This window comes from Pontibacter sp. 13R65, from assembly GCF_047525655.1.
GTDB lineage: Bacteria > Bacteroidota > Bacteroidia > Cytophagales > Hymenobacteraceae > Pontibacter.
Window position 1 is genome coordinate 152,077 of the sequence record NZ_JBLIQL010000007.1, and the last position, 22,441, is coordinate 174,517.

Annotated in this window: 17 protein-coding genes and 1 pseudogene; 11 read left to right on the top strand and 7 right to left on the bottom strand. The window is 46.4% G+C overall.

Going from position 1 to position 22,441, the window contains the following annotated elements; translation table 11 throughout:
- The first annotated feature begins 155 nt into the window (after window positions 1–155).
- The 7 genes from ACMA1I_RS11080 to ACMA1I_RS11110 all read left to right on the top strand — a co-directional run bounded on the left by ACMA1I_RS11080 (window position 156) and on the right by ACMA1I_RS11110 (window position 9,789).
- On the top strand, window positions 156–1,916 hold the full coding sequence (locus tag ACMA1I_RS11080) for a long-chain fatty acid--CoA ligase (protein WP_337068447.1): 1,761 nt from the start codon (window positions 156–158) through the stop codon (window positions 1,914–1,916).
- 288 nt (window positions 1,917–2,204) lie between these two features.
- Window positions 2,205–2,639 (top strand): MarR family winged helix-turn-helix transcriptional regulator, encoded by a 435-nt coding sequence (locus ACMA1I_RS11085; protein ID WP_337068396.1) that lies wholly within the window; start codon window positions 2,205–2,207, stop codon window positions 2,637–2,639.
- A gap of 25 nt (window positions 2,640–2,664) precedes the next feature.
- A complete protein-coding gene (locus ACMA1I_RS11090) occupies window positions 2,665–5,067 on the top strand; it encodes a 3-hydroxyacyl-CoA dehydrogenase/enoyl-CoA hydratase family protein (RefSeq protein ID WP_337068397.1) in 2,403 nt (800 codons plus the stop codon).
- A gap of 78 nt (window positions 5,068–5,145) precedes the next feature.
- Window positions 5,146–6,324: an acetyl-CoA C-acyltransferase gene (locus ACMA1I_RS11095; protein WP_337068398.1), complete on the top strand. Its 1,179-nt coding sequence runs from the start codon at window positions 5,146–5,148 to the stop codon at window positions 6,322–6,324.
- A 44-nt stretch (window positions 6,325–6,368) separates the two neighbouring features.
- On the top strand, window positions 6,369–6,698 hold the full coding sequence (locus ACMA1I_RS11100; protein WP_337068399.1) for a four helix bundle protein: 330 nt from the start codon (window positions 6,369–6,371) through the stop codon (window positions 6,696–6,698).
- 95 nt (window positions 6,699–6,793) lie between these two features.
- A complete protein-coding gene (locus tag ACMA1I_RS11105) occupies window positions 6,794–8,587 on the top strand; it encodes an acyl-CoA dehydrogenase family protein (RefSeq protein WP_337068400.1) in 1,794 nt (597 codons plus the stop codon).
- A 449-nt stretch (window positions 8,588–9,036) separates the two neighbouring features.
- Window positions 9,037–9,789: a glycosyltransferase family 2 protein gene (locus ACMA1I_RS11110; RefSeq protein WP_337068401.1), complete on the top strand. Its 753-nt coding sequence runs from the start codon at window positions 9,037–9,039 to the stop codon at window positions 9,787–9,789.
- On the opposite strand, the gene ACMA1I_RS11115 is transcribed toward ACMA1I_RS11110, so the two are convergent.
- Window positions 9,752–11,233, bottom strand: coding sequence for a hypothetical protein (locus ACMA1I_RS11115; RefSeq protein WP_337068402.1), 1,482 nt, complete (start codon window positions 11,231–11,233; stop codon window positions 9,752–9,754). The genes ACMA1I_RS11110 and ACMA1I_RS11115 overlap by 38 nt on opposite strands.
- A gap of 515 nt (window positions 11,234–11,748) precedes the next feature.
- Here ACMA1I_RS11115 and ACMA1I_RS11120 point away from each other — a divergent pair.
- Entirely contained in the window at window positions 11,749–11,934 is a 186-nt protein-coding gene (locus ACMA1I_RS11120) for a hypothetical protein (protein ID WP_337068403.1), read from the top strand.
- Between the two features lie 6 nt (window positions 11,935–11,940).
- Here the strand turns inward: ACMA1I_RS11120 and recG are convergent, their stop codons facing one another.
- From recG to mutY, 5 genes are all read right to left on the bottom strand, one after another.
- On the bottom strand, window positions 11,941–14,034 hold the full coding sequence (gene recG, locus ACMA1I_RS11125) for an ATP-dependent DNA helicase RecG (RefSeq protein WP_337068404.1): 2,094 nt from the start codon (window positions 14,032–14,034) through the stop codon (window positions 11,941–11,943).
- A gap of 465 nt (window positions 14,035–14,499) precedes the next feature.
- Complete coding sequence (gene gldD, locus ACMA1I_RS11130) at window positions 14,500–15,051, bottom strand: gliding motility lipoprotein GldD (protein WP_414703904.1); 552 nt, start codon at window positions 15,049–15,051, stop codon at window positions 14,500–14,502.
- A gap of 25 nt (window positions 15,052–15,076) precedes the next feature.
- Window positions 15,077–16,447, bottom strand: a complete 1,371-nt coding sequence (gene gldE, locus ACMA1I_RS11135) for a gliding motility-associated protein GldE (RefSeq protein ID WP_337068406.1) — start codon at window positions 16,445–16,447, stop codon at window positions 15,077–15,079.
- Window positions 16,448–16,473: 26 nt separating this feature from the next.
- The gene (locus tag ACMA1I_RS11140) at window positions 16,474–16,947 is read right to left on the bottom strand and encodes a single-stranded DNA-binding protein (RefSeq protein WP_337068407.1); all 474 of its coding nucleotides are present in this window, start codon (window positions 16,945–16,947) and stop codon (window positions 16,474–16,476) included.
- Between the two features lie 126 nt (window positions 16,948–17,073).
- Window positions 17,074–18,168, bottom strand: coding sequence for an A/G-specific adenine glycosylase (mutY, locus tag ACMA1I_RS11145; protein WP_337068408.1), 1,095 nt, complete (start codon window positions 18,166–18,168; stop codon window positions 17,074–17,076).
- Between the two features lie 488 nt (window positions 18,169–18,656).
- On the opposite strand from mutY, the pseudogene ACMA1I_RS11150 reads away from it, so the two are divergent.
- The 3 genes and pseudogenes from ACMA1I_RS11150 to ACMA1I_RS11160 all read left to right on the top strand — a co-directional run.
- Window positions 18,657–18,986: pseudogene (locus tag ACMA1I_RS11150) on the top strand (HU family DNA-binding protein); the annotation flags it as partial.
- A gap of 64 nt (window positions 18,987–19,050) precedes the next feature.
- Window positions 19,051–19,911, top strand: coding sequence for a tetratricopeptide repeat protein (locus ACMA1I_RS11155; protein WP_337068409.1), 861 nt, complete (start codon window positions 19,051–19,053; stop codon window positions 19,909–19,911).
- Between the two features lie 210 nt (window positions 19,912–20,121).
- A complete protein-coding gene (locus ACMA1I_RS11160; protein ID WP_337068410.1) occupies window positions 20,122–21,726 on the top strand; it encodes an Rne/Rng family ribonuclease in 1,605 nt (534 codons plus the stop codon).
- A gap of 61 nt (window positions 21,727–21,787) precedes the next feature.
- Here ACMA1I_RS11160 and ACMA1I_RS11165 read toward each other — a convergent pair whose 3' ends face one another.
- Window positions 21,788–22,441, bottom strand: a complete 654-nt coding sequence (locus tag ACMA1I_RS11165) for an outer membrane beta-barrel protein (protein ID WP_337068411.1) — start codon at window positions 22,439–22,441, stop codon at window positions 21,788–21,790.

Below are 22,441 nucleotides of genomic sequence, written 5' to 3' on the forward strand. Positions count from 1 at the left end.
AATTTTTCAAGAAATCGCATTAACCCAAAAAAATCTAGTTACTTAGCATGGCATTTTAGTGAAATTTTAACTAACATGCGTAAGTAAAAAAGAGTTTGATCCAGAGAAATGCTATTCATATGATAACTACGCAATCGACTACAGATAAGAAGGTTATGACGGTTACCCGTACATTTGACCTCTTAAGCCACCAACTCCGGAAATACCCTCAGCCTGATTGTCTTGCCGCAAAAGTTAACAATAATTGGGTAAAGCACAGCACTCAGGATGTTCAGGATAAAGCAAACCAAATTAGCCTGGGGCTCAGGAAATTAGGTATTAAAAAGGATGATAAAGTGGCAATTATTTCCTTCAACAGGCCGGAGTGGGTGTTGGTGGATTTTGGAATTCAGCAGCTGGGTGCTGTTAGCGTGCCCATGTATCCTACCATAACGGTAGAAGATTACCGGTTTATTTTTAATGATGCAGGCGTTAGTGTTGTGTTTGTGGCGGATAGCGCGCTGTACAACAAGGTATCGGCTGCTACTGCCGGCATGAGCAGCATACAAGGCATCTATACCTTTGATCAGGTGCAGGGGGCAAGCCACTGGAGCGAGGTGGCACAGCTCGGCGAGCACGATGATCCGGAGGAACTGGAGCCTCTGAAAGCGGCTGTGGCACCCGACGATATCTTAACGCTGATATATACCTCCGGCACTACCGGCAACCCCAAAGGCGTAATGCTGACGCACAACAACCTCGTAAGCAACCTGCTGGGTGCCATGCCTTATGTGCCGGTAGACCATACACACCGTGCCCTTAGCTTTCTGCCGCTTAGCCACGTGTTTGAGCGCATGCTGCTGTACCTGTATTTTTATGCGGGGGTTTCTATTTACTATGCCGAAAGTATAGAGAAAGTAGCCGATAACCTGAGGGAGGTGCAGCCGCATGTATTTGCCACTGTACCACGCCTGCTCGAGAAGGTATACGATAAGATTGTGGCCAAAGGCATGGAGCTTACTGGCATCAAGCGCAAGCTGTTTTTCTGGGCATTGGAGCTTGGCCTGAAGTACGATACCCAGGCAAACCAAGGCTGGTTGTATGAGCAGCAACTAAAACTGGCAAACAAAATTATTTTCAACAAATGGCGCGAAGCACTGGGTGGCAATGTGCGCGCTGTGGTCTCTGGTGGGGCTGCGCTGCAGCCAAGGCTTGCGCGGGTATTCTGGGCTGCTCAAATCAGGGTAATGGAAGGTTACGGGTTAACGGAGACATCGCCTGTAATAGCTGTAAACCGCTGGGAGCCTGAAAACAATATGATAGGCACTGTAGGTCCAGCCATAGATGGCGTTGAGGTTAAAATCTCGCCTGAAGATGGCGAGATTCTGACCCGTGGGCCACACATTATGAAAGGCTACTACAAGCAGCCGGAGCTGACGGCCGAAATAATAGACCGAGATGGCTGGCTGCATACGGGCGATATTGGTGAAATTATTGGGGGCAAGTACCTGAAAATAACGGACCGCAAGAAGGAGATGCTCAAGACCTCGGGTGGTAAATACATTGCGCCTCAGATGATTGAGAACAAGCTCAAAGAATCGGTATTAATAGAGCAGACGATGGTGGTGGGCGACGGGCAGAAATATGCTGCAGCTCTTATTGTGCCTTCTTTCGCAGGTTTGCAGGACTATTGTCAGTTTAAAGGCATCACCTACACTACAGACGAAGACATGATAACCAAGCCAGAAATACTGGAGAAGTTTCAGCGGGAGATTGACAAGGCAAACGAGCAGCTGGCTCAGTTCGAAACCATCAAGAAATTCAAGCTGCTCCCTAAGCTTTGGACCATAGAAAGCGGAGAGCTAACGCCAAAACTAAGTGTTAAGCGCCGTATTATCACTGCCAGGTACTCCAACGAAATCAACAGCATGTATTAGCAGCTTAGCAAATTCTTTTAATGAAAAGACTCTTCCGGAGATAAAATAAGCTGTTTTCGCACTAGGCCTTTCAAGGCTGTATTTAACTTTTTGCTGTTAAAGAGGCCATTATGCTACTCAAAAAGCCTTGCTGTTGCAGCAGGGCTTTTTTGTGACTGCTCCGGAAAGTCGATACGCATGACTTAAAAATTTATGAGCCTTAGCCCGCAACAGGGGCATTATTTTTTCGTTAAAATAGTATGCAAGCATAACATTTATTTTTATATTTGGTATAACCACCAAACGACTATGAAGCCAGAAGAAACCGTAGATTATAATGTGAAAGTGTGCTGGCATGCTATCTCACGTATGTATAATACAGAGGCGGGCAAAAATGGCATCACTACGTCCATTGGGTTTGTACTCCTGAACATAAACCAGGAAACAGGCACCCCGGCCACCAAAATTGCTCCTCTCCTGGGCCTGGAAGCCCGCAGCCTTACCCGTATTCTTAAAAGCATGGAAGAAGATGGGCTGATCTACAAGGTATCTGACGAAAAAGACAAAAGGCTGGTGCGCATTTTCTTAACAGAGAAGGGACTGGAGAAGAAGGAGGTATCGCGACGTACGGTAAAGCAGTTTAACCACATCGTGCGCGATGAAATTCCGGAGGAGGAACTGCAAACCTTTTTCCAGGTGTGCAGCAAACTCATCAATATGGTAGAAAATAAAAAAATCTTCTAATACATAGGCAATCACAAACATTTCTATGAAAAGAATTATTAAAAAAGTAGCCGTGCTTGGCTCCGGTGTAATGGGCTCGCGCATTGCCTGCCACTTCGCCAATATAGGTGTGCAGGTACTGCTGCTGGATATTGTCCCTAAGGAGCTTACGCCTGAAGATCAGGTTAAAAAAGTAACGATCGATAGTAAGCAATTTCGGAACCGTATTGTAAACAATTCATTGCAGGCGGCCATTGCTTCTAACCCTTCGCCCTTGTACCGGAAGTCTGATGCCAGCCTTATTCAAACCGGTAACTTCGAAGACGACATGAAAGGCATCGCGACTGCCGACTGGACTATAGAAGTGGTGGTGGAGAACCTGAAGATTAAGAAGCTGGTGTACGACCAGGTGGAGCAGCATCGTAAGCCCGGCACGCTCATCACCTCTAACACTTCTGGCATACCCATTCACCTGATGCTAGATGGCCGCTCCGACGACTTTAGGAAACATTTCTGCGGTACCCACTTCTTTAACCCGCCACGCTACCTCAAACTGCTCGAAATTATCCCAACTCCGGAAACCGACCAGGCAGTAGTAGACTTTCTGATGCACTACGGCGACCTGTACCTGGGAAAAACCACGGTGCTGGCCAAAGACACTCCCGCCTTTATTGCTAACCGCGTAGGCATCTACGGCATTATGCAAACCCTCAAGGCCATGGAAAAAACTGGCCTCACCATAGATGAGGTTGATAGAATAACTGGTCCGATAGTGGGCCGTCCGAAATCCGCTACCTTCCGCACCTTAGATGTAGTTGGCTTAGACACCACCATCAACGTAGCCAATGGACTGTACCAGGCAGGGGAGCAGGATGAGTCGCGCGACCTGTTCAAAATTCCAGCATACGTCGAAAAGATGGCTGAGAACAAATGGCTGGGCGACAAAACCGGGCAGGGTTTCTACAAAAAAACAAAAGACGCCAAAGGTAAAACCGATATCCTGACGCTGGACCTTAACACCATGGAGTACGGGCCAAAGCAGAAGGTAAAGTTCCAGAGTCTGGAGGTGCTGAAACCAATAGAGGACCTGAAAAAACGTATTAAAACTTTCTCTGCGCAAACCGACAAGGCAGCTGCGTTTTTCAACGAGACCTTGTTCGGCTTGTTCCAGTATGTATCTAAGCGTATTCCGGAGATTTCGGATGAGCTCTACCGCATAGACGATGCTCTTCGCGCTGGCTTTGGCTGGGAACTTGGCCCCTTCGAGTACTGGGATGCCATAGGAGCTCGCGAAGGAGTACAGCGCATGATAGAGGCAGGCTATGAACCGGCAGCCTGGGTAGAGGACATGCTGAGCCACAACAAAGAGTCTTTCTACGTTGTAGAGAACGGCCAGCGCCGCTACTACGACATCGAGTCAAAAGAGTATAAAGCCATTCCGGGAGCCGAAAACTTCATCATACTGAATAACCTGCGTGGCAGCAAAGTTGTCTGGAAAAACAGTGGAGCCAGCCTCATAGACCTGGGCGACGGCATCCTTAATGTGGAGTTTCATACCAAAATGAACACCATGGGCGGCGATGTGGTAGCTGGTCTGCACAAAGGCATAGAGATAGCCGAAAAAGAGTTCAGAGGCATGGTAGTGGGTAGCGATGCGGCTAACTTCTCGGCGGGTGCCAATGTGGCCCTTATTTACATGTATGCCATCGAGCAGGAGTTCGACGAAATTAACTTCATGATTAAGCAGTTCCAGGACACTATGATGCGCATGCGGTATTCTGCCATTCCGGTAGTAGGAGCGCCGCATGGCCTGACTCTGGGTGGTGGCTGCGAGCTAAACCTGCACTGCGACCACATACAGGCGGCTGCCGAGACTTACATGGGTCTGGTAGAGTTTGGTGTTGGCCTGATACCAGGTGGCGGCGGAACAAAAGAAATGACTCTGAGAGCTTCAGATTTGTATGAAGAAGGCGACATAGAGCTGAACACGCTCAAAAATATTTACCTCAACATAGGTATGGCCAAGGTGTCTACCTCAGCCGCTGAAGCGGTTGATCTGGGCTATATCCGCAAAAGCGATGGTATTACCATTAACAACAACCGCTTGCTGGCCGATGCCAAAGCACAGGCTATTCTTTTGGCAGAAAGAGGCTATACAAAGCCAGTGCCCAAAACCAACATCAAAGTACAGGGCAGGGGAGCCTTGGGTATGTTCCTGACCGGTGCCAATGCCATGATGACTGGCCGCTATATTTCGGAGCACGACCGGAAAATCTCAGAAAAACTGGCTTACGTGATGTGCGGCGGCGATTTGTCTGCGCCTACCGAGGTGAGTGAGCAGTACCTGCTCGACCTGGAGCGCGAAGCCTTCCTGTCGTTGACAGGCGAGCGCAAAACACTGGAGCGCATCCAAAGCATCCTGACAACAGGCAAGCCGCTGCGCAATTAAGGGGGCAGGTCGCAACCTGTCCGTGCGATAGCAGAAAGAACAACAATTTAACAATTCAGAAATTCAACAATTAAAAATATGAACAATGCCTATATCGTAGCCGGATTTCGCAGTGCCGTAGGAAAAGCGCCTCGCGGTGTTTTCCGGTTCACCAGACCCGATGACCTGGCCGCCGACGTAATCAAGCATTTGATGGCCGCTGTGCCGGAGCTGGATCCGGAGCGGGTAGACGACCTGATTGTGGGCAACGCAGTGCCGGAGGCGGAGCAGGGCCTTCAGATCGGCCGTATGATTTCGCTGTTGTCGCTGCCGCTGTCGGTGTCCGGTATGACAGTGAACCGCTACTGTGGCTCCGGAATAGAAACCATAGCCATAGCTTGTAACCGCATTCAGGCAGGCATGGCGGAGTGTATTATTGCTGGTGGCACAGAATCTATGTCGATGGTACCTACAGCAGGATGGAAAACAGTACCGAACTATAAAATCTCAAAAAATAATCCCGACTGGTACCTGAGCATGGGCCTTACAGCAGAAGCCGTAGCCAAAGACTACGATGTAACCCGCGAGGACATGGATGAGTTTGCTTTTCAGTCGCACCAGAAGGCGCTTAACGCTATTGCCAATGGCTACTTTAAAGATCAGATTGTACCCATAACAGTGGAGGAGACTTATGTAGACGAAAACGGCAAAAAGAAAACCCGTAGCTATGTAGTAGACACCGACGAAGGCCCAAGAGCCGACACTTCATTAGAACGATTAGCCAAGCTAAAGCCAGTATTTGCAGCAGGAGGCACTGTAACAGCCGGTAACTCGTCTCAAACATCAGATGGAGCCGCTTTTGTACTGGTCATGAGCGAGCGCATGGTCAAAGAATTGAACCTGGAACCTATTGCCCGCCTCATCAGCTATGGTACCGGCGGCGTAGACCCGCGCATTATGGGCATGGGGCCAATCGCAGCTGTGCCTAAAGCACTAAAGCAAGCTGGCATGACACTCGCTGACATAGACTTGATAGAAATGAACGAAGCGTTTGCTGCACAATCTATTGCCGTTATGCGCCACCTAGACTTCGATCCGGCCAAGCTCAATATTAGTGGCGGAGCCATCGCCCTGGGCCACCCATTAGGCTGTTCTGGTGCCAAGTTAAGCGTGCAGCAGTTCAGCGAATTGCGCCGTCTCGGCAAGAAATACGGTATTGTAACAGCCTGTGTAGGAGGCGGACAAGGTGTAGCTGGTGTGTATGAACTTCTTCGGTAGCGTATCACGTATCTCGTATCACGACAAACGATAATTTCAAAGACTTGAGGGTATGGAAAGAGGCGATGGAGCTGGCTAAACTTGTGTACGAATCATCTGCGCTTTATCCGTTGGAAGAAAAGTATGGCTTGAGGTCACAAATCAATAGAGCTGCTGTGTCGGTGCCTTCTAATATAGCAGAAGGGGCAGGAAGAGGATCAAATAAAGAATTTGCACAATTTCTGAAGATAGCATTAGGCTCTGCTTTCGAATTGGAGACACAGATGATTTTAGCAGAAGCTTTTGGATATGTTACGGCATCACAACATCAGAAATTGGCACAACAGGTATTTAATGTGCAAATAATGTTAAATGGGTTGATAAACAAGTTGTGAAAATTTGAATATTCTGGAGGGTACTACTTCACTACAGAAATCTCGTGATACATGATACGTGCATCGTGATACTAAAAAAGATAAAAGACAAGCAAATGGAAAATTCAGTAAAAGCAGCTAGCATAAAAGGCGGGGAGTTCCTGATTAGGGAGACTAATCCGCAGGATGTATTTATACCAGAAGAGTTTAATGAAGAGCAGCAGATGATGGCGCAGACCTGCCGCGATTTTGTGCGTGAAGAAGTGCTGCCGCTGCTCGACCGCCTCGATAACCACGAGGAGGGACTGATGGAGAACCTCATGAAAAAGGCAGGAGAACTCGGTTTGTTTGCCGTGTCGATGCCCGAGCAATTCGGTGGCCTGAACATGGACTTTAACACGGCCCTGCTGGTAACAGAATCGGTAGGGGGCGGCCATTCTTTTCCGGTGGCTTTTGCGGCACACACAGGTATTGGCACGCTGCCAATTTTATATTTCGGTACCGAGGAGCAGAAAGAGAAGTATGTGCCTAAACTGGTGAACGGCGAGTGGATGTCGGCATACTGCCTGACCGAACCAGGATCTGGTTCTGACGCCCTGGCTGCCAAATCAAAAGCCGTTTTAAATGCAGAAGGAACACACTACATCCTGAACGGCCAAAAAATGTGGATTACCAACGCAGGCTTTGCCGATGTGTTTATTGTGTTTGCGCAGGTAAACGGCGACCAGTTTACAGGTTTTATTGTGGAGAAAGATTTCCCGGGCGTAAGCCTTGGCAACGAAGAACATAAAATGGGTATAAAAGGCTCCTCTACCCGGCAGGTGTTCTTTACCGATTGCCAGGTGCCGGTAGAAAATGTGCTGGGCGAAATTGGAAAAGGCCACCTCATTGCCTTCAACATCCTGAACATTGGCCGCATAAAATTAGGCGCTGCTACATTGGGAGCTTCCAAACGCGTGGCCGATCTTTCGGTGAAATACTCCAACGAGCGGCAGCAGTTTAAACTGCCCATCTCTAAGTTTGGAGCCATTCGGCACAAACTGGCGGAGCAGGCCATCAAAATATTTGCTGTAGAATCAGCCCTCTACCGACTTGGTATGGATGTTTACCGTATGGAGCAGGAGCTGCTGGCCGCAGGTAAAGACGAGAACGAAGCATTGCTGGGAGCAGCCCGCGAATTTGCCGTAGAGTGTGCTATTCTAAAAGTAGAAGGCTCTGAAGTGTTAGATTATGTGGTGGACGAAGGTGTGCAAATCTATGGCGGCTACGGCTATTCTGCCGACTACCCCATGGACCGTGCTTACCGCGACTCCCGCATTAACCGCATTTTTGAGGGCACCAACGAAATCAACCGTATGCTAACGGTAGACATGATCCTGAAGAAAGCCATGAAAGGCGAGCTCGACCTGATGGGGCCGGCACAGTCGGTGCAGCAGGAGCTTATGGCCATACCGGATTTTGGCGCTGAAGAAGAAGAGAGCTTGTTCGCTGCCGAGCATAAAGCGATTCGTAACCTGAAGAAAGCCATTTTGCTGGTAGCCGGTACAGCAGTGCAAAAGTACATGAACTCGCTTGCCAAGGAGCAGGAGGTGCTCATGAACATTTCGGATATGGCCATCAAAACTTATGTGGCAGAGTCTACGCTGCTGCGCGTAGAGAAACTGATCGGCCAAAAAGGCGAAGAAGCAGTAGCTAACCAGATAGATATGGCGCGAATAGTGGTGAATGATGCTGTGGATATTGCATTTAAAGCAGGAAAAGAGGCTATTGCCGCCATGGCAGAAGGAGATGAGCAACGTCTGCTGTTTATGGGCCTTAAGCGGTTCACTAAAAAAGATCTTTACAACACAAAAGAAGCCCGCCGCCGTATAGCTGCCACGCTCATAGAAGCAAACGAATACATTTATTAATTAGAAACATTTATTTTAGAAGGGCCCACTCTCAAAGAGTTGGCCTTTCTGGCTTTTACAAGCTATCATGCCCTTATGCTCCGAAATCCAGAAATAGCTCCTGAAGGCCTTTTTCATTAGAAGAATTTGGCTGTTGATTACCCTTGCTAAAGGGTTCAATTAGTATAAGGGAAATTACTTAATGATTTTTCTTAGGGTGATGGTACTGTTTTATGAGTTAACTCTTAACCAAGACAAAATTCATCGTCTAACATCTAGTGTTTAAAATCTCGTATAAGCCTCCGGAAGAGCCATTTCATTAGAATAATTTAAATGGAAATAGACAAAAAGGTGGAAGAAACAATAAGGGTTTATACTTATTTCGGCTCATGATAAAACCCTCATTCTTATTGTAAAACGATACAAAATAATCTATAGCCGTATGTAATAGGCAGCAGAAGAAATATACTATGGGAGCAACATGTCTGATACCCGTTTATAACGAAAAGGACCGGATTGCGCAGGTTCTGAGGGTAGTGTTAAAAGTGAAAAATATAGAGCAGGTGCTGTGTGTAGACGATGGGTCTACAGACGGAACAGCCCGATATATAAGACAAAACTGGCCAAAGGTGCAGGTGGTGGAGATGTCGGGCAATCAGGGTAAGGCTGCAGCCATTAAGCACGGTCTTCGGTTTGTGAAAAACGAGTCGGTGCTGTTAATGGACGCTGATTTGCAGGGGCTTAACAAAGCGGAACTGGAGATGGCAGTAACCTCCTTTGTCGACAACAAGGGGGTAGATATGCTTATTCTCCGGCGCATGAACTCGCCCTGGTTCGTTAAATTTTACCGCAGCGACATTTTGCTTTCAGGAGAGAGGCTAGTGAAAAAAAACGACCTGGAGCAAATATTGGCAGGTCAGGTGGAGAGGTACCAACTCGAGGTTGCTATCAATAATTACATGCTCCGGCACCACAAGCAAGTGCGTTGGCTGCCTTGCTCTGCGCTTAATACGTACAAAGTGCAAAAGTGGGGAAAGCTAGACGGTTCTTTTAAGGAGCTTAAAATGTACGCCGACATTGTAACGTATGTAGGCCTTCTGAACATGGTGCTGCAACTGACCTCCTTTGCCACTAAGCGCCTCGATACAGGAGGCGCCCACAAGTTGCCTGTAAAAACGTTTCGCGCTATTTTAGTGTTAGCCGGAGCAGCTGCAAACTACTAGATGCTTTGGCCGTTCGGGCTATAGTTACCAGTTCTTTCTCGGTAAGCCAGGCTGTAAAACTTTTGATGTAAGGTACCTCGCTGCCCTTTGCTACACCAAGGCCAAGTGCAACGGGGGCTTTGGCAGCACCCGTTACAGTATTGATGGAACGGAGAAACAGATCGTGCTTACCGTTTAGTTGTTCCAGTGTCAGGAGTTGCAATGTGTTTCCGGAGAGCAATGTGTTTCCGGAGAGGTTAGCTTTATACGAGATGCCGGAAAAACCCTGGCTGGCAGGCGCCTCCTGCTGCTTCATCACTACAGAATTCCACGACACGTTTAACACATCGTTGTAGGCAAACAGGTGCAGTTCCAAACCAAAATAAGGTGCATTCTCGCCACCGGCAGCAAACTTCTTCTCAGCCAGCACGATCAGCCTGTTTTCAGAGGTCATCAGAATTTCAGATAGATAAATGTCTTCCAGGCGTTCTGCCACCACACCTCTTACTTTGCCCATGTTGTTCACGCTCTCCAGGTAAGCAGGGGTAAACTTAAACTCTTCGGCAAATATCATGTCTTCTGCCTCAAAATCGAATTTAATGGTTCTGAGGCTGTGGTAAACGGCTGTTTTTTCGTCGGCTGTTAATACAGCCCCAAACAGTTTTCCATCGGGCAGGAGTTTGTACTTGCCATCCAGAATATATAGTTTGTTGCCTCCTGTTGCACCACCTGCCAGCACCGAAAGGCTTTTGGGTGTGGCACCGGCAAGGGTATATCTCCTTACCGTCAGGCGCTGCATGTTGTCCGAAATCAGGCTTACATACTGGTCGCCGTTGCTGCTGAGCTGAATGTCGGCTGAGAATATGGTACTGAGGTCGCCAAGGGTGTAGTTAGTGTCTTTTATCTTCGTGAGCTGACTATCATAAAGATGTCCTCTGATGTTGGTGATTTGCTGGTTCTGGTCTGTCTGGTACTGGTACGCAAGCAACCGCCCGCCGTCCTCAGAGGCGGCCACATTGGCTTTTCTGAAGGTCATAGGCGCTTCGAGCAGCATCAGGCTTTTTTCTGTTGCACCAGTGGCCAGGTTTATCTGGTGACCGTGTAACTGTTGCGAGCCTTGGCCATTGTCGCGATGGGTAATTACCAGCACGGCATCTTTGGCCCTTATAAAAGCAATTACTGTTTCGACGCCTGCCACTGGTACCTTGGCACTCCAGGCTTTTTTCAGGTTATCGGTGTATTTATCTACGCTATATTCGCTTTGCCCCTGCTTTTGCAGTACCACAAACTCTGTCGCGCTTAAAGGTCGAGTCTTGCGCGAAATCTGCTCGTTGTATACATCTTCAGTAGGATCTAGCGTGTAGGCAAACGGCAATGCTGCCTTGATTTTTGCTTGTGCCTGAGTAGGAGCGGTAGGGTACAGCAGCAATAATAGCGAGAGCAGAATAACTGAAAGTCTTATCACAGTTTGGGTGTTGTAAAGATGAATCCATGCGAAAATTAACCTGATTAAATCAGATTAGCAACTCAAAGCCTGTGGAAGGAAACAAGCTCATAGGCAGGTAGCAGCAGCAGAGGCAAAATGTTTGGGCAAGCAACATTATATTTCGGCAAGCCAGCCACGGGAGCCCACAGCCAATCAGATTATATACCAGCAAACGATACAACAGGCGGAAATCAGCTGCCGGAAATGGATTGCCTGAGCGGATATTGATCCGGGATAAGATATCTAATAATCAGAAAGTTGAAAATTTTCTTCCTTTTGATAAAATATTTATGACCTTAATGCACGTTAGTGTTTTTAGTGCCAAGGTTCTGGTGGTGAAGCAATTAGGTGATCGGTAGATTAACAAGGTTTTGGGAGTTAACATTTTGTTAAAAAATACTAACAAAATTTAACACTTGTTAGTAATCGCTTTTTAGTCTTTATCCGTACTTTTGCAAAAGCGTTTATTTTACTCGTTTACCCAAATTTATGATATGAAGTCTTTACTTAAAGTTTTAGTGTTTGTGGCTTTGATCGTTATTAGCAAAATTACTCGGGAAGCCGACATCATTGAAATAAAAGCTCCTGCCAGACAAACCCGCACTGTTGTTAGTTACGACAAGCAAACTGCACTTGTTAATGATTCGCGGGATGAGCAAACCGATAAGCTCTTTAACTAATATCTCTTAACTTATCCGGCTCCAGTTCACGGTATTCGCACTCAGCGATTGGATGTGCTTCCGGATGTTCTGATGCTGGTCCTTTTCTAGCTGGGGATCTTCTTCTAGTATTCTTTGGGCGGCTGCACGCGCTTCTTGAAGAATGGGCGCATCTTTCGCCAAGTCAGAAATTAGCAGATCCAGCACACCGCTTTGCTGCGTTCCCATAAGGTCGCCGGGGCCCCGTAATTTTAAATCTATATCTGCAATTTCAAACCCGTTGTTGGTTCGCACCATCGTTTCCAGGCGTGTTTTGCTGTCTTTGCTGAGTTTGTAGCCCGTCATTAAGATACAGTAGCTCTGCTCGGCGCCCCGCCCAACTCGTCCACGCAACTGGTGTAGCTGCGAGAGCCCAAATCGTTCGGCACTCTCAATAACCATTACAGATGCATTCGGAACATTTACGCCTACTTCTATAACGGTAGTAGCTACCATAATGTGGGTTTCGTTTTTGACGAACCGCTGCATTTCGTAATCTTTGTCCTGCGCTTTCATTTTACCATGCACCATGCTGATCTGGAACTCCGGAAAGGCCCGCCTTACGCTTTCGTAGCCATCCATCAGGTCTTTGTAATCCATTCCTTCCGATTCTTCTATGAGCGGGTACACAATGTAGGCCTGCCGCCCCAGCTTAATCTCTTTCCGGATAAATTCAAATACGCGCAACCGGTGGCTGTCGAAGCGGTGAACGGTTACGATCTCTTTTCGGCCGGCCGGCAGCTCGTCTATCACCGACACATCGAGGTCGCCATACAGGGTCATGGCCAGGGTGCGTGGTATGGGTGTAGCTGTCATAACGAGCACGTGCGGTATAATCTGGGGGTTTTTGCGCCATAGCTTTGAGCGCTGCTCCACCCCGAAGCGGTGTTGTTCGTCTACAATGCAAAGGCCCAGGTTCTGGAACTGTACTACATCCTCCAGCAGCGCATGGGTGCCTACAATCATTTTCATTTCGCCGGAGCGTAGCTGCTCGTGCAACACCTTGCGCTCTTTGGTTTTAGTGGAGCCCGTAAGTTTGCCTAGCAAAATGCCCAGGCTATCGGCAAATTTTTTGAGGCCCTGGTAATGCTGGTCGGCCAGAATTTCGGTAGGAGCCATTAGTACCGACTGTGCCCCGTTGTCTGCGGCTATAAGCATAGTAATAAAAGCCACAATGGTTTTGCCGCTGCCCACATCGCCTTGCAGCAGGCGGTTCATTTGCTTGCCGGCTGTCAGGTCTTTGTAGATTTCCTTTACCACCCGCTTCTGCGCATTGGTTAGGTCAAAGGTCATGTGGTTTTTATAGAACTCGTTCAGGGTAGGGATGTTCTTGAAAATCTGCCCCTTTAGCTCCACACGGCGCACCACCCGCTGGCGCAGCAGCCTCAACTGAATATAAAATAGCTCTTCGAAGGTCAGTCGAAACTTCGCTGCCTTGTATTTTTCAGCCGACTCCGGAAAGTGGATGTTGAGCAGTGCATCGCGCTTGCCCATGAGCCGGTAATGGTCCACCAGGTCGGGCGAAAGGGTTTCCTGAATCTGCGGAGCTGCCATGTTGAGCAGCACCTCCATCATTTTTGAGATGGTTTTGCTCTCTACGCGGAAGCTTTTAAGTTTTTCGGTGGTGTTGTAAACGGGCTGCAGAAAAGCATTTGATTGCTTTACCTCGGTTACTTCTTCCAGCTCGGGGTGCGCTATGTTGTAGCGGCCGTTAAATTCGGTGGGCTTGCCAAATACTATATAGTCGGTGTGGTTCTTTAAGGCTTTCTCCACCCATTTCACCCCCTTAAACCAAACTAGTTCAATCTCGCCGGTTTCGTCTACCAGCCTTGCCGATAGCCGTTGTTTGCGCCCTTCGCCCAGCAACTCTTTGCCTCGTATCCGGCCCTTTATCTGCACATAAGGCAGCGATTCGTCGAGTTCTGCGATTTTGTAGAACTGCGTGCGGTCGAGGTAGCGGAAGGGGTAATGCTGAATTAAGTCGCCGTAAGTGAAAATGCCGAGCTCCTTCTGCAGCAGCTCTGCCCGCTGCGGCCCCACGCCTTTCAGAAATTCAATTTTGGTATGGAAAAAGTTGCTCAAGGCAGTTTGGCCGGTTTTAGTGAGAGACTGACAGTTGTACGGCTACAAAGATAAAAGAGGAAGCGCAAAAGACCTTGTTAAGCAGTGATTTTGTGTCTTTCATCTGCTGCCAACATCAGGTTATATTTGGCATGCCTGCCGCGGCCTGCGTTATTGGGGCAGTTGCTCGCAGATCTTTTAATAAATGAATTCTGCTAATGAAAAGGACCTTCCAGAGGCTTTTTTGAGACTTTAGATCTAAGATGGTAGATGCCAGAATTTTTCTAAAACTGGTTTTTGATAGTGGATTTACTTCTCCTAGACACTCACAGGAGCTGCGCATACGGTGAGCTCTTCTAGCTATCTTTGGTCAACTGTTAAATCATTTAGCCATTTAACAACCAACAACCAAATTATTCTAATAGAAAGGAGCTTCCTGAGGTGTTTTTAGTGTATTAGCCTTTAGGTAAACAGTGAGCACGTGGGTTACTTATCCTTAAACTCCAGTGTGTTGAGCAGGTGCATAATATCTTTCTTCATGAACTCAATTACTGGAGAAAGCGAATCGTTTTGGGTTGCTGTTCTAAAGTAAAGGGCACCGCGCAGAAAGTGAGTAGTGGTATCCGTTACATAAAATTGGAACTGGCTAGGAACCTCACCTGTCAGCTCGAACACGGCCGCTACATCACCCTGTGGGGTTTTTACCTCTGTTTCTTCTATAGAGTAAGCTTTTACCTGGTGTTTTGACGTAAGCTTGCGGGCGTCTTCTACTAGGTCGTCAAGTACCTTGGGACTGTTATTAAGTTTTTTGTACGTGAGCTGCACGTTAGCTCCAAACCTTGGGTAAATAATGGTAATCCAATGCGGCTGTGCAATAGAGGAGGAGTCTGGCCTTATTTTGGCGTACTTCGAAAACTCAAATGTGTAGGGGTGCTCTTCCTGCAACTGCTGGTAAGCTGGCTCTGGTAAATCTATGCGGTTAAATCCTTTAGGCTTGGGGGTATACTCTGCGCCACAGGCGACCATGGCTGCTGCCATCAGGCCCCATAAAAAGATTTTAAGGCTAACCGGCTTTCTGGAGAACTTCTTTTTTGCTTGCAACATTAATCTTTACTCGCTTTACACGCTTCATGTCCGCCGACTCTACTGTGAAATGGAAACGCCCGTACGATATACTTTCTGCTACACGGGGTACGCGGCCAAAAAACGATCGCATCAGTCCGGCTACCGTTGAGGCTTCTGATTTTACTTCGTTAAAGGCATCGAACGGGATCTCTGCAATTTTGCAAAAGTCGTGCAAAGATGTTTTGCCATCAAAGATAAAAGTATTTTCGTCTAGTTGAGAGTAGATAATTTCTTCATCGTCATCAAACTCATCGTTGATCTCACCTACAATTTCTTCCACCACATCTTCCAGGGTAAGTAAGCCAGTGGCCAAGCCTTCCTCGTTTACCACAATGGCCATGTGCACATGTTTGTCCTTAAAATCGTTGAGGAGTTCGGAAATATGCTTTTGTTCTGTAACCAGCAACGGTGTCCGGATCAGGTGCTGCCACTTAAAGTCAGGCCCTTCGTTAATGTGCGGCAACAGGTCTTTAATGTACAAGATGCCTTTTATTTTGTCTTTACTCTGCGCATAAACCGGCACACGGGAGTAGCCCCACTTGAGAATAAGCGGAAGCAGCTCTGGTATAGTGGCATCGAGGCTGAAGGCGACAATATCTTTTCGCTGACGCATGATCTGGCCTACAGTAATAGAGCCAAAGTTTACGATGCCACGCAGCAATTTGCGCTCTTCGGGCGAGCTCTCCTCGTTTATCAAAGCAATGTCCAGGCTGTGGTGTAGCTCCTCCAAGGAGTGGGTGTAAGATTTAGAGAGGTAGTGTTTTTCGATGTAGGCACTAATTCCCATCAACAGTTTAGAGAGAGGCTCTGAGAGCTCCTGCAAAAGGCTAATAGCAGGAGCTGTTTTGCGTGCAACAGTTGCGCCACGTTTGTTAGCGTAAATTTTGGGCAGTACCTCGCCAAAAAAAACGATGGAAAAGGTGGCAACCAACATACAGCCTATAATAGCCAGAGCCGATAAAGATTGTGTGCCAAATACCTGCCAGGAGATATAGGCAAATAAGGTTATGATGCTTACATTAATGCCGTTGTTGATAATAAGGAGGGTGGTGAGTAGCCTACGGGGCGTTTGCAGCAGATGGTGTACCTTTTGCTCGGCTTTGTTTTGGCTGTTTTTGTATTTCTCCAGCTCTTCTTTTGGTAGAGCAAAAAAAGCTGCCTCTGCGCCCGAGGCGAGCGCAGAGAGCAGCAGTAAGAAGAAGCAAGCCATGCTGGCTGCCACATATTCAAAACTGAGTACAGCGGTTATTATCTGGATGAATTGAAAAAAGCTATAACTCAGGGGGTCTCCGGGATCTATACTGTCCAAAGTTCTATTATTTAGTTAAACATAGTTTAGAACGGCAAGTCGTCTGGCTCGTCGTTCGCGCCGGCAGAAGCTCCGCTTTGCGAAGGAGCGCTGCTGTAGTTGTTTGCCGAAGATGATGCAGACGACTCCTGGTAGCCGCCATTGCTGCCACCGTTGTTGCTTCCATCGCTTTTGCCGCCGAGCATGGTCATGTTATCGGCCACAATTTCAGTGCTGTAACGTTGGATGCCATCTTTATCCTGGTAATTATTTGTTCTGATGCGGCCTTCTATAAAAACAGACTGGCCTTTGCGTAAGTACTTTTCAGCAACTTCGGCCAAGCCACGCCAGAGCACGATGTTGTGCCATTCTGTTCTTTCCTGTTTTGCTCCGTTACGGTCTTTAAATGTTTCGGAAGTAGCAATCGGGAAACGGGCTACGGCCACGCCGCCTTCTAAATGACGTACTTCCGGATCTTTGCCTAAATTACCGATCAATATTACTTTGTTAACACTTGCCATGTGGTGTGAGTTTTGTTTATAAAAGCTGTTTCTGTCTTTCTTTTTTGTGGGCTACACCTTACATGTTTCTGCGTATGTTGCTCTGTAAGAAACATATAATGCTTTTGCCCTGCCAAAGGTTCAAGATTATAAATTTACTAAAATTCCCGCATCTTTCAAATAGCTGCTGATGAGCACCGGCTTTGGCAGCGCTTCTATTTCGGCGGTGGTAAAAGCGGCTAATCTTGTCTCTTGTGTTATTTCTTCCCTTAAACGAGATTCTAATTCTATAAGATAGAATCTGGCGGTTATTTTTTGGTGACTAAGTACATGCTTATAGTCTTTGCGCGGAAGCTGAATCTGCTCCTCCTGTACCTCCAAACCACTGTTCTGCAGCTCTTTTGCCAGTTCGGCTGGCTGTGTGGCCTTATCGGTACTTTCGAAAAGGTAGAAATCGTATAACCCCTGCCAGATATCGCCAGCCAGGCGCTTCCGCATATAGTACTGGCCTTGATGTCTGAACACAAAGTAATGAAAAAACCGTGGTTGTGCGGCTTTAGCCTTCTTTTTTACAGGTAACTCCTGCACCATACCATGGTTAAAGGCAAAGCAGACCTGCTGTAGCGGACAAAACAGGCAATCTGGCATAAGCGGCGTGCATTGGATAGCGCCAAATTCCATAATGGCCTGATTAAAGGTGTCTGGTGCATCGGCAGGTATAAGTGAGTCGGCAATTGCCTGAAACGTTTTGCGCGAAGCCGGAACAGCAATGTCATCTGCTACTCCAAAAATCCGGGCCAGTACCCGGAACACATTGCCATCCAACACGGCCACTTTCTCCTGAAAAGCAAAAGAGGCAATGGCGGCTGCCGTATAGCTTCCTACTCCGCGGAGCCGGAGCAGTTGAGCATAGCTGTCCGGGAAAATACTATTGTGCTCTTGCACTACCTGGCGCGAAGTATGATGCATGTTTCGGGCTCTGGAATAGTAGCCTAAGCCCTGCCACAGCCGTAACACATCATCTTCTGGGGCGGCAGCCAGTTCCTGCACAGTAGGGTATGTTTCTACAAACTTCAGGTAGTAGGGGAGCCCCTGTGCCACCCTTGTTTGCTGCAAAATTATTTCTGAGAGCCAGATATAATAGGGGTTACGAGTATCGCGCCAGGGGAGAGCCCGCTTATGTTGCCCGTACCAACGAATAAGGGAGGAGGAAATAAATTTTGGATCGATAGTTGTTGCCATACCTGCTTGTCAGAAATTCGTGTTTTGCGTTGCAAATTGCCGAATAAGAAACTGAATTTACCTTTTTTCTTTTTTAAATTCCTGTAAAGACGTTTAAAAGAAGGGGGTTGAGAAGTTTTTTTGTAGTATTCACTAAAAAAAGCAGAAGCCTTTTTGCAGGCGGGAAGTAAGCCGCTGATAACCTGCAGGCAGTGTTTCAACAAGCCATAATGGCAAAATGTTTTGCACTATATTTTAGCTGGATACAGGCCAAGTAACGGACATTGCATAATAAAATATAATGATTGGCAGCACGTTAGGTGGGAAGAGGGAGGCACTATTGGCACAGGTGTTGTGTTGTAACACCAAGTAAGAAATGCCGGGAGTAGAAAGCTCTAATAATTTAACACTAAAGCTTTTACTTATCGAAAAGAAGGGCTACCTTTGTGCCCCGAAAATCCCTGAAAGGACAGGAATTCTTGCCCGTTGTATAAAGAAAATCATATTATTGTCAATTTATAAATTATAAGAAAGTGACTAAAGCAGAAGTAATATCAGAGATTGCTGATAAAACAGGGATTGATAAAGCTGATGTACAATCCACGATTGAGGCTTTTTTCAAAGTTGTGAAAGACTCAATGGCTAATGGTAACAACATCTATGTGAGAGGTTTTGGTAGCTTTGTAAATAAGAAGCGAGCAAAAAAAGTGGCTCGCAATATTTCGAAGAACACATCCATCATCATTGACGAGCATTTTATTCCTAGCTTTAAGCCGTCAAAAACATTTATTCAAAAGATTAAGAACAGCAAAAAAATCAAAGAGTTAGCTCATTCTTAATTCTTTTGTATCTTTGCGGTTCTAAACTTATCAACTTGTAATCAACTTAACTTAGGCGAAAAGAATGTCACGGTCTCAAATACTAGTTTTAGTAGCGGCTCTTGCCATAGTAGTCGTTCTATTCTTTTTGCCTAAGGTAGTTGTTAATGAGGAAGATAAAGAGAGCTTTACTAAGACCGACACCGCCATACCCGAAGGACACTCCGAAGACGACGGCCATAACCATGGTGCTGAAACAGCTAATGCTGGCAACGCTCACATGACGGCAAGTCCGGAGCAACTACTGGAACTGGCTACTGTGCGTGCCCGGTATAACAAAGCTTCTGACGACCAGACCCGTAGCCGGGTGGCTACTGAATTGGCCGCCGCTTACACTACAGTAAGCAAATTCGACAGTGCCGGCTATTATTATGAACTAGCTGCTAATGCCCGCCCAGGCGAGAAGAGCTACAAACAAGCTGGCGACAGCTATTTTGAAGCCTTCACGTATGCGCCTTCGCAGGGAAGAGCCAGTGAACTGGGAGCCAAAGCGCGTGCTATGTACGAGCAAGTGCTGAAAAATAACCCGTCGGATCTGGATTCTAAGACAAATATTGCCATGACCTACATCGCGACAGAAAATCCGATGCAGGGCATTACATTGTTAAGAGAGGTAATTACAGCAGATCCCAATAATCAAAAGGCTTTATTCAACCTTGGTCTGTTGTCTATGCAGTCTAACCAGTTTGATAAAGCCGAAGAGCGTTTCCGAAAGCTGGTTTCGGTTAATCCGGAGCACGTAGAAGGAACTTTTTACCTGGCTGTGTCGCTGGCAAGAACAGGTAAGAAAGAGGAGGCAGTGACCTACTTTAACAAAGTAAAAGGCTTAAGCAACGACCCGGCACTTGCTGCTTCTGTAGATGAGTACCTGGCAGAACTGAAATAGGAAAAGAAATAATTCATAAAATAAAAAATTAAAATTATGCCTTGCGGAAAAAAAAGAAAGCGCCATAAGATCGCTACCCACAAAAGAAAGAAACGTCTTAGAAAGAACAGACATAAGAAGAAGTAATTTCTTTTTAATACTTTGAGGCCCACATTGCTTAGGCGATAGTGGGCTTTGGTCTATACATACAAATAATTATTTTAAGACAAATTGAGTAATGAATTAATCATCAATTCTACTCAAGATGGGGAGCGCATTGCGCTTTTGCAGGATAAAAGACTAGTTGAGTTTCACCACGAGAAAAAGGATACAAACTATATTGTTGGTGACATTTTTCTGGGTACTGTAAAAAAAGTAATGCCCGGTCTTAATGCTGCTTTTATTGATATTGGTTACCATAAAGATGCTTTTTTGCATTACCATGACCTGGGAGCCAATATCAAAACACTCAACAAGTTTATAAAAGTAGCCCAGACACAAAAAAACGCTTCTCCAAAACTCAACCAGTTAAAATTTGAGCCTGAAATAGACAAACTAGGCAAAATAGCTGATGTGCTTAAAAAAGGGCAGCAGCTGTTAGTTCAGATTGTAAAAGAACCTATTTCTACCAAAGGGCCCCGCTTATCTTGCGAGCTTTCTCTTGCAGGACGATACCTGGTACTCGTGCCGTTTTCTAATACGGTAAGCGTATCTAAAAAAATCGTTAGCAAAGAAGAGCGCACACGCCTAAAACGCCTGATCATGTCGATCAAGCCAGAAAATTTTGGCGTAATTATCAGGACGGTGGCCGAAGGGCGTGAAGTGGCAGAACTCGACAGAGACATGCGCAACATGCTCGACAACTGGGATGAGGGCTTTAAAGCGTTGAAGACAGCTAAAACAAGCGATAAGGTTATCGGGGAGTTAGGCCGTTCTTCGTCCATTTTGAGAGATTTACTAAACGAAAGTTTTGACAACATAATAGTGGATGATGTCCAGCTTTATGAAGAGATCAAAACATACATCGGCAGCATTGCACCAGATAAACTTAAAATTCTGAAGCATTATGCCGGTAAGACCAAAACCTTTGAACACTTCAACATCGAGAAACAGCTTAAGGCTGCTTTCGGCAAAACAGTTACTATACCGGGTGGCGGATACCTGGTAATAGAACATACCGAAGCACTGCATGTGGTGGATGTAAACAGTGGGAACAAATCTAATACCGAAACCGATCAGGAAGCAACTGCACTTCATGTAAATATGATGGCTGCCAGAGAAGTTGCCAGACAGCTTCGCCTCCGAGATATAGGTGGTATCATTGTAGTTGATTTCATCGATATGAAGTCGCCTGAAAACCGACAACGCATTTATGAGGTTTTCAAAGAAGAACTGAAGAAAGACCGCTCTAAATCGACAGTTCTGCCAATATCAAAATTTGGCCTGATGCAAATTACACGACAGCGTGTAAGGCCAGAGCAAAACATTATAACCGGTGAGGTTTGCCCAACTTGTAACGGCACCGGTAAAATTACCGCCAGTATTCTGGTAACTGATGAAATTGACGCAGCGGTAGACGACCTGCTGACGAGCCACAATCATAAAAGTCTGGAGCTTTATGTACACCCGTTTGTGTACGCCTATTATACCAAAGGAATTATTTCGAGGCAAACAAAATGGTTCTTTAAGTATTTTAAATGGGTGAAGCTCGTAAAAGACACCTCACTTGGCCTGACCGATTTTAAAGTAATGGACGACAGGGGAGATGAGATAGAGTTACGTACAGCCTTTGCGGAAGTAAATGGCATATCATCTGAAAAAGAAGAAGTTATATAACTAAAACAAAAGAGCCGTGCCTGTTAGGGCGCGGCTCTTTTGTTTTTATAGGAAGAGGGCTTTAGAACTTCACTCCAAAGTCAAGGTTTATCACGTTGTTTTTAACAGATATGTTTCTGTCCCCTAATTGATTATCGTAGTAATCGTCGATATTAGTTAAACCTCTGTGGTAAGAAAGGCCTGCCAGCAATTTAGTACTCTGGCCAAGCGTAAATTCCACCCCAGTACCCAGAATAGCGTCAACCTCAAAAATATTGAAACGCTTAATCATTTTCTGGCTGTTGATCATCTTCCTGTCGTTTACCTCAGCGGCTACCTTCGTGTTAATGGCTGTACCGACCTGCACATATAAAATGGTGCCTGGTGCTATTTCGTTTGTAAATAACTTGAGCGTAACCGGAAGTTGAATGTACTGAATAGAAATGTTATCTGAACCAGAAATGGTAGCAGTGCCGTTGTTATGGCTGTAAGTTATTTTACCGCCTTTGCTACGGTAAAAAAGCCCGGTACTTATTGCGTAGTTCTGAGCAAAGAAATAGTCAGCGACTACACCCACACCAATTTTCAGGTTGTTGCTGTTGCGGAAGTTATAATGATCCTCAGCTATAAATCGATTGCCGGCAATATTAGGTGATATTTGTACTCCGATCTCAATCTGAGCTGAGGCGCTTAGCCCAAAACATAAAAACATCAGTAACAGTGATAACTTCTTCAT

Excerpts from the sequence above, each read along its gene's own strand:
- ACMA1I_RS11080 (WP_337068447.1), top strand. The coding sequence starts at position 156 with ATGACGGTTACCCGTACATTTGACCTCTTAAGCCACCAACTCCGGAAA.
- ACMA1I_RS11085 (WP_337068396.1), top strand. The coding sequence starts at position 2,205 with ATGAAGCCAGAAGAAACCGTAGATTATAATGTGAAAGTGTGCTGGCAT.
- ACMA1I_RS11090 (WP_337068397.1), top strand. The coding sequence starts at position 2,665 with ATGAAAAGAATTATTAAAAAAGTAGCCGTGCTTGGCTCCGGTGTAATG.
- ACMA1I_RS11095 (WP_337068398.1), top strand. The coding sequence starts at position 5,146 with ATGAACAATGCCTATATCGTAGCCGGATTTCGCAGTGCCGTAGGAAAA.
- ACMA1I_RS11105 (WP_337068400.1), top strand. The coding sequence starts at position 6,794 with ATGGAAAATTCAGTAAAAGCAGCTAGCATAAAAGGCGGGGAGTTCCTG.
- ACMA1I_RS11110 (WP_337068401.1), top strand. The coding sequence starts at position 9,037 with ATGGGAGCAACATGTCTGATACCCGTTTATAACGAAAAGGACCGGATT.
- ACMA1I_RS11120 (WP_337068403.1), top strand. The coding sequence starts at position 11,749 with ATGAAGTCTTTACTTAAAGTTTTAGTGTTTGTGGCTTTGATCGTTATT.
- gldD (WP_414703904.1), bottom strand. The coding sequence starts at position 15,051 with ATGGCAGCAGCCATGGTCGCCTGTGGCGCAGAGTATACCCCCAAGCCT.
- ACMA1I_RS11140 (WP_337068407.1), bottom strand. The coding sequence starts at position 16,947 with ATGGCAAGTGTTAACAAAGTAATATTGATCGGTAATTTAGGCAAAGAT.
- mutY (WP_337068408.1), bottom strand. The coding sequence starts at position 18,168 with ATGGCAACAACTATCGATCCAAAATTTATTTCCTCCTCCCTTATTCGT.
- ACMA1I_RS11155 (WP_337068409.1), top strand. The coding sequence starts at position 19,051 with ATGTCACGGTCTCAAATACTAGTTTTAGTAGCGGCTCTTGCCATAGTA.
- ACMA1I_RS11165 (WP_337068411.1), bottom strand. The coding sequence starts at position 22,441 with ATGAAGAAGTTATCACTGTTACTGATGTTTTTATGTTTTGGGCTAAGC.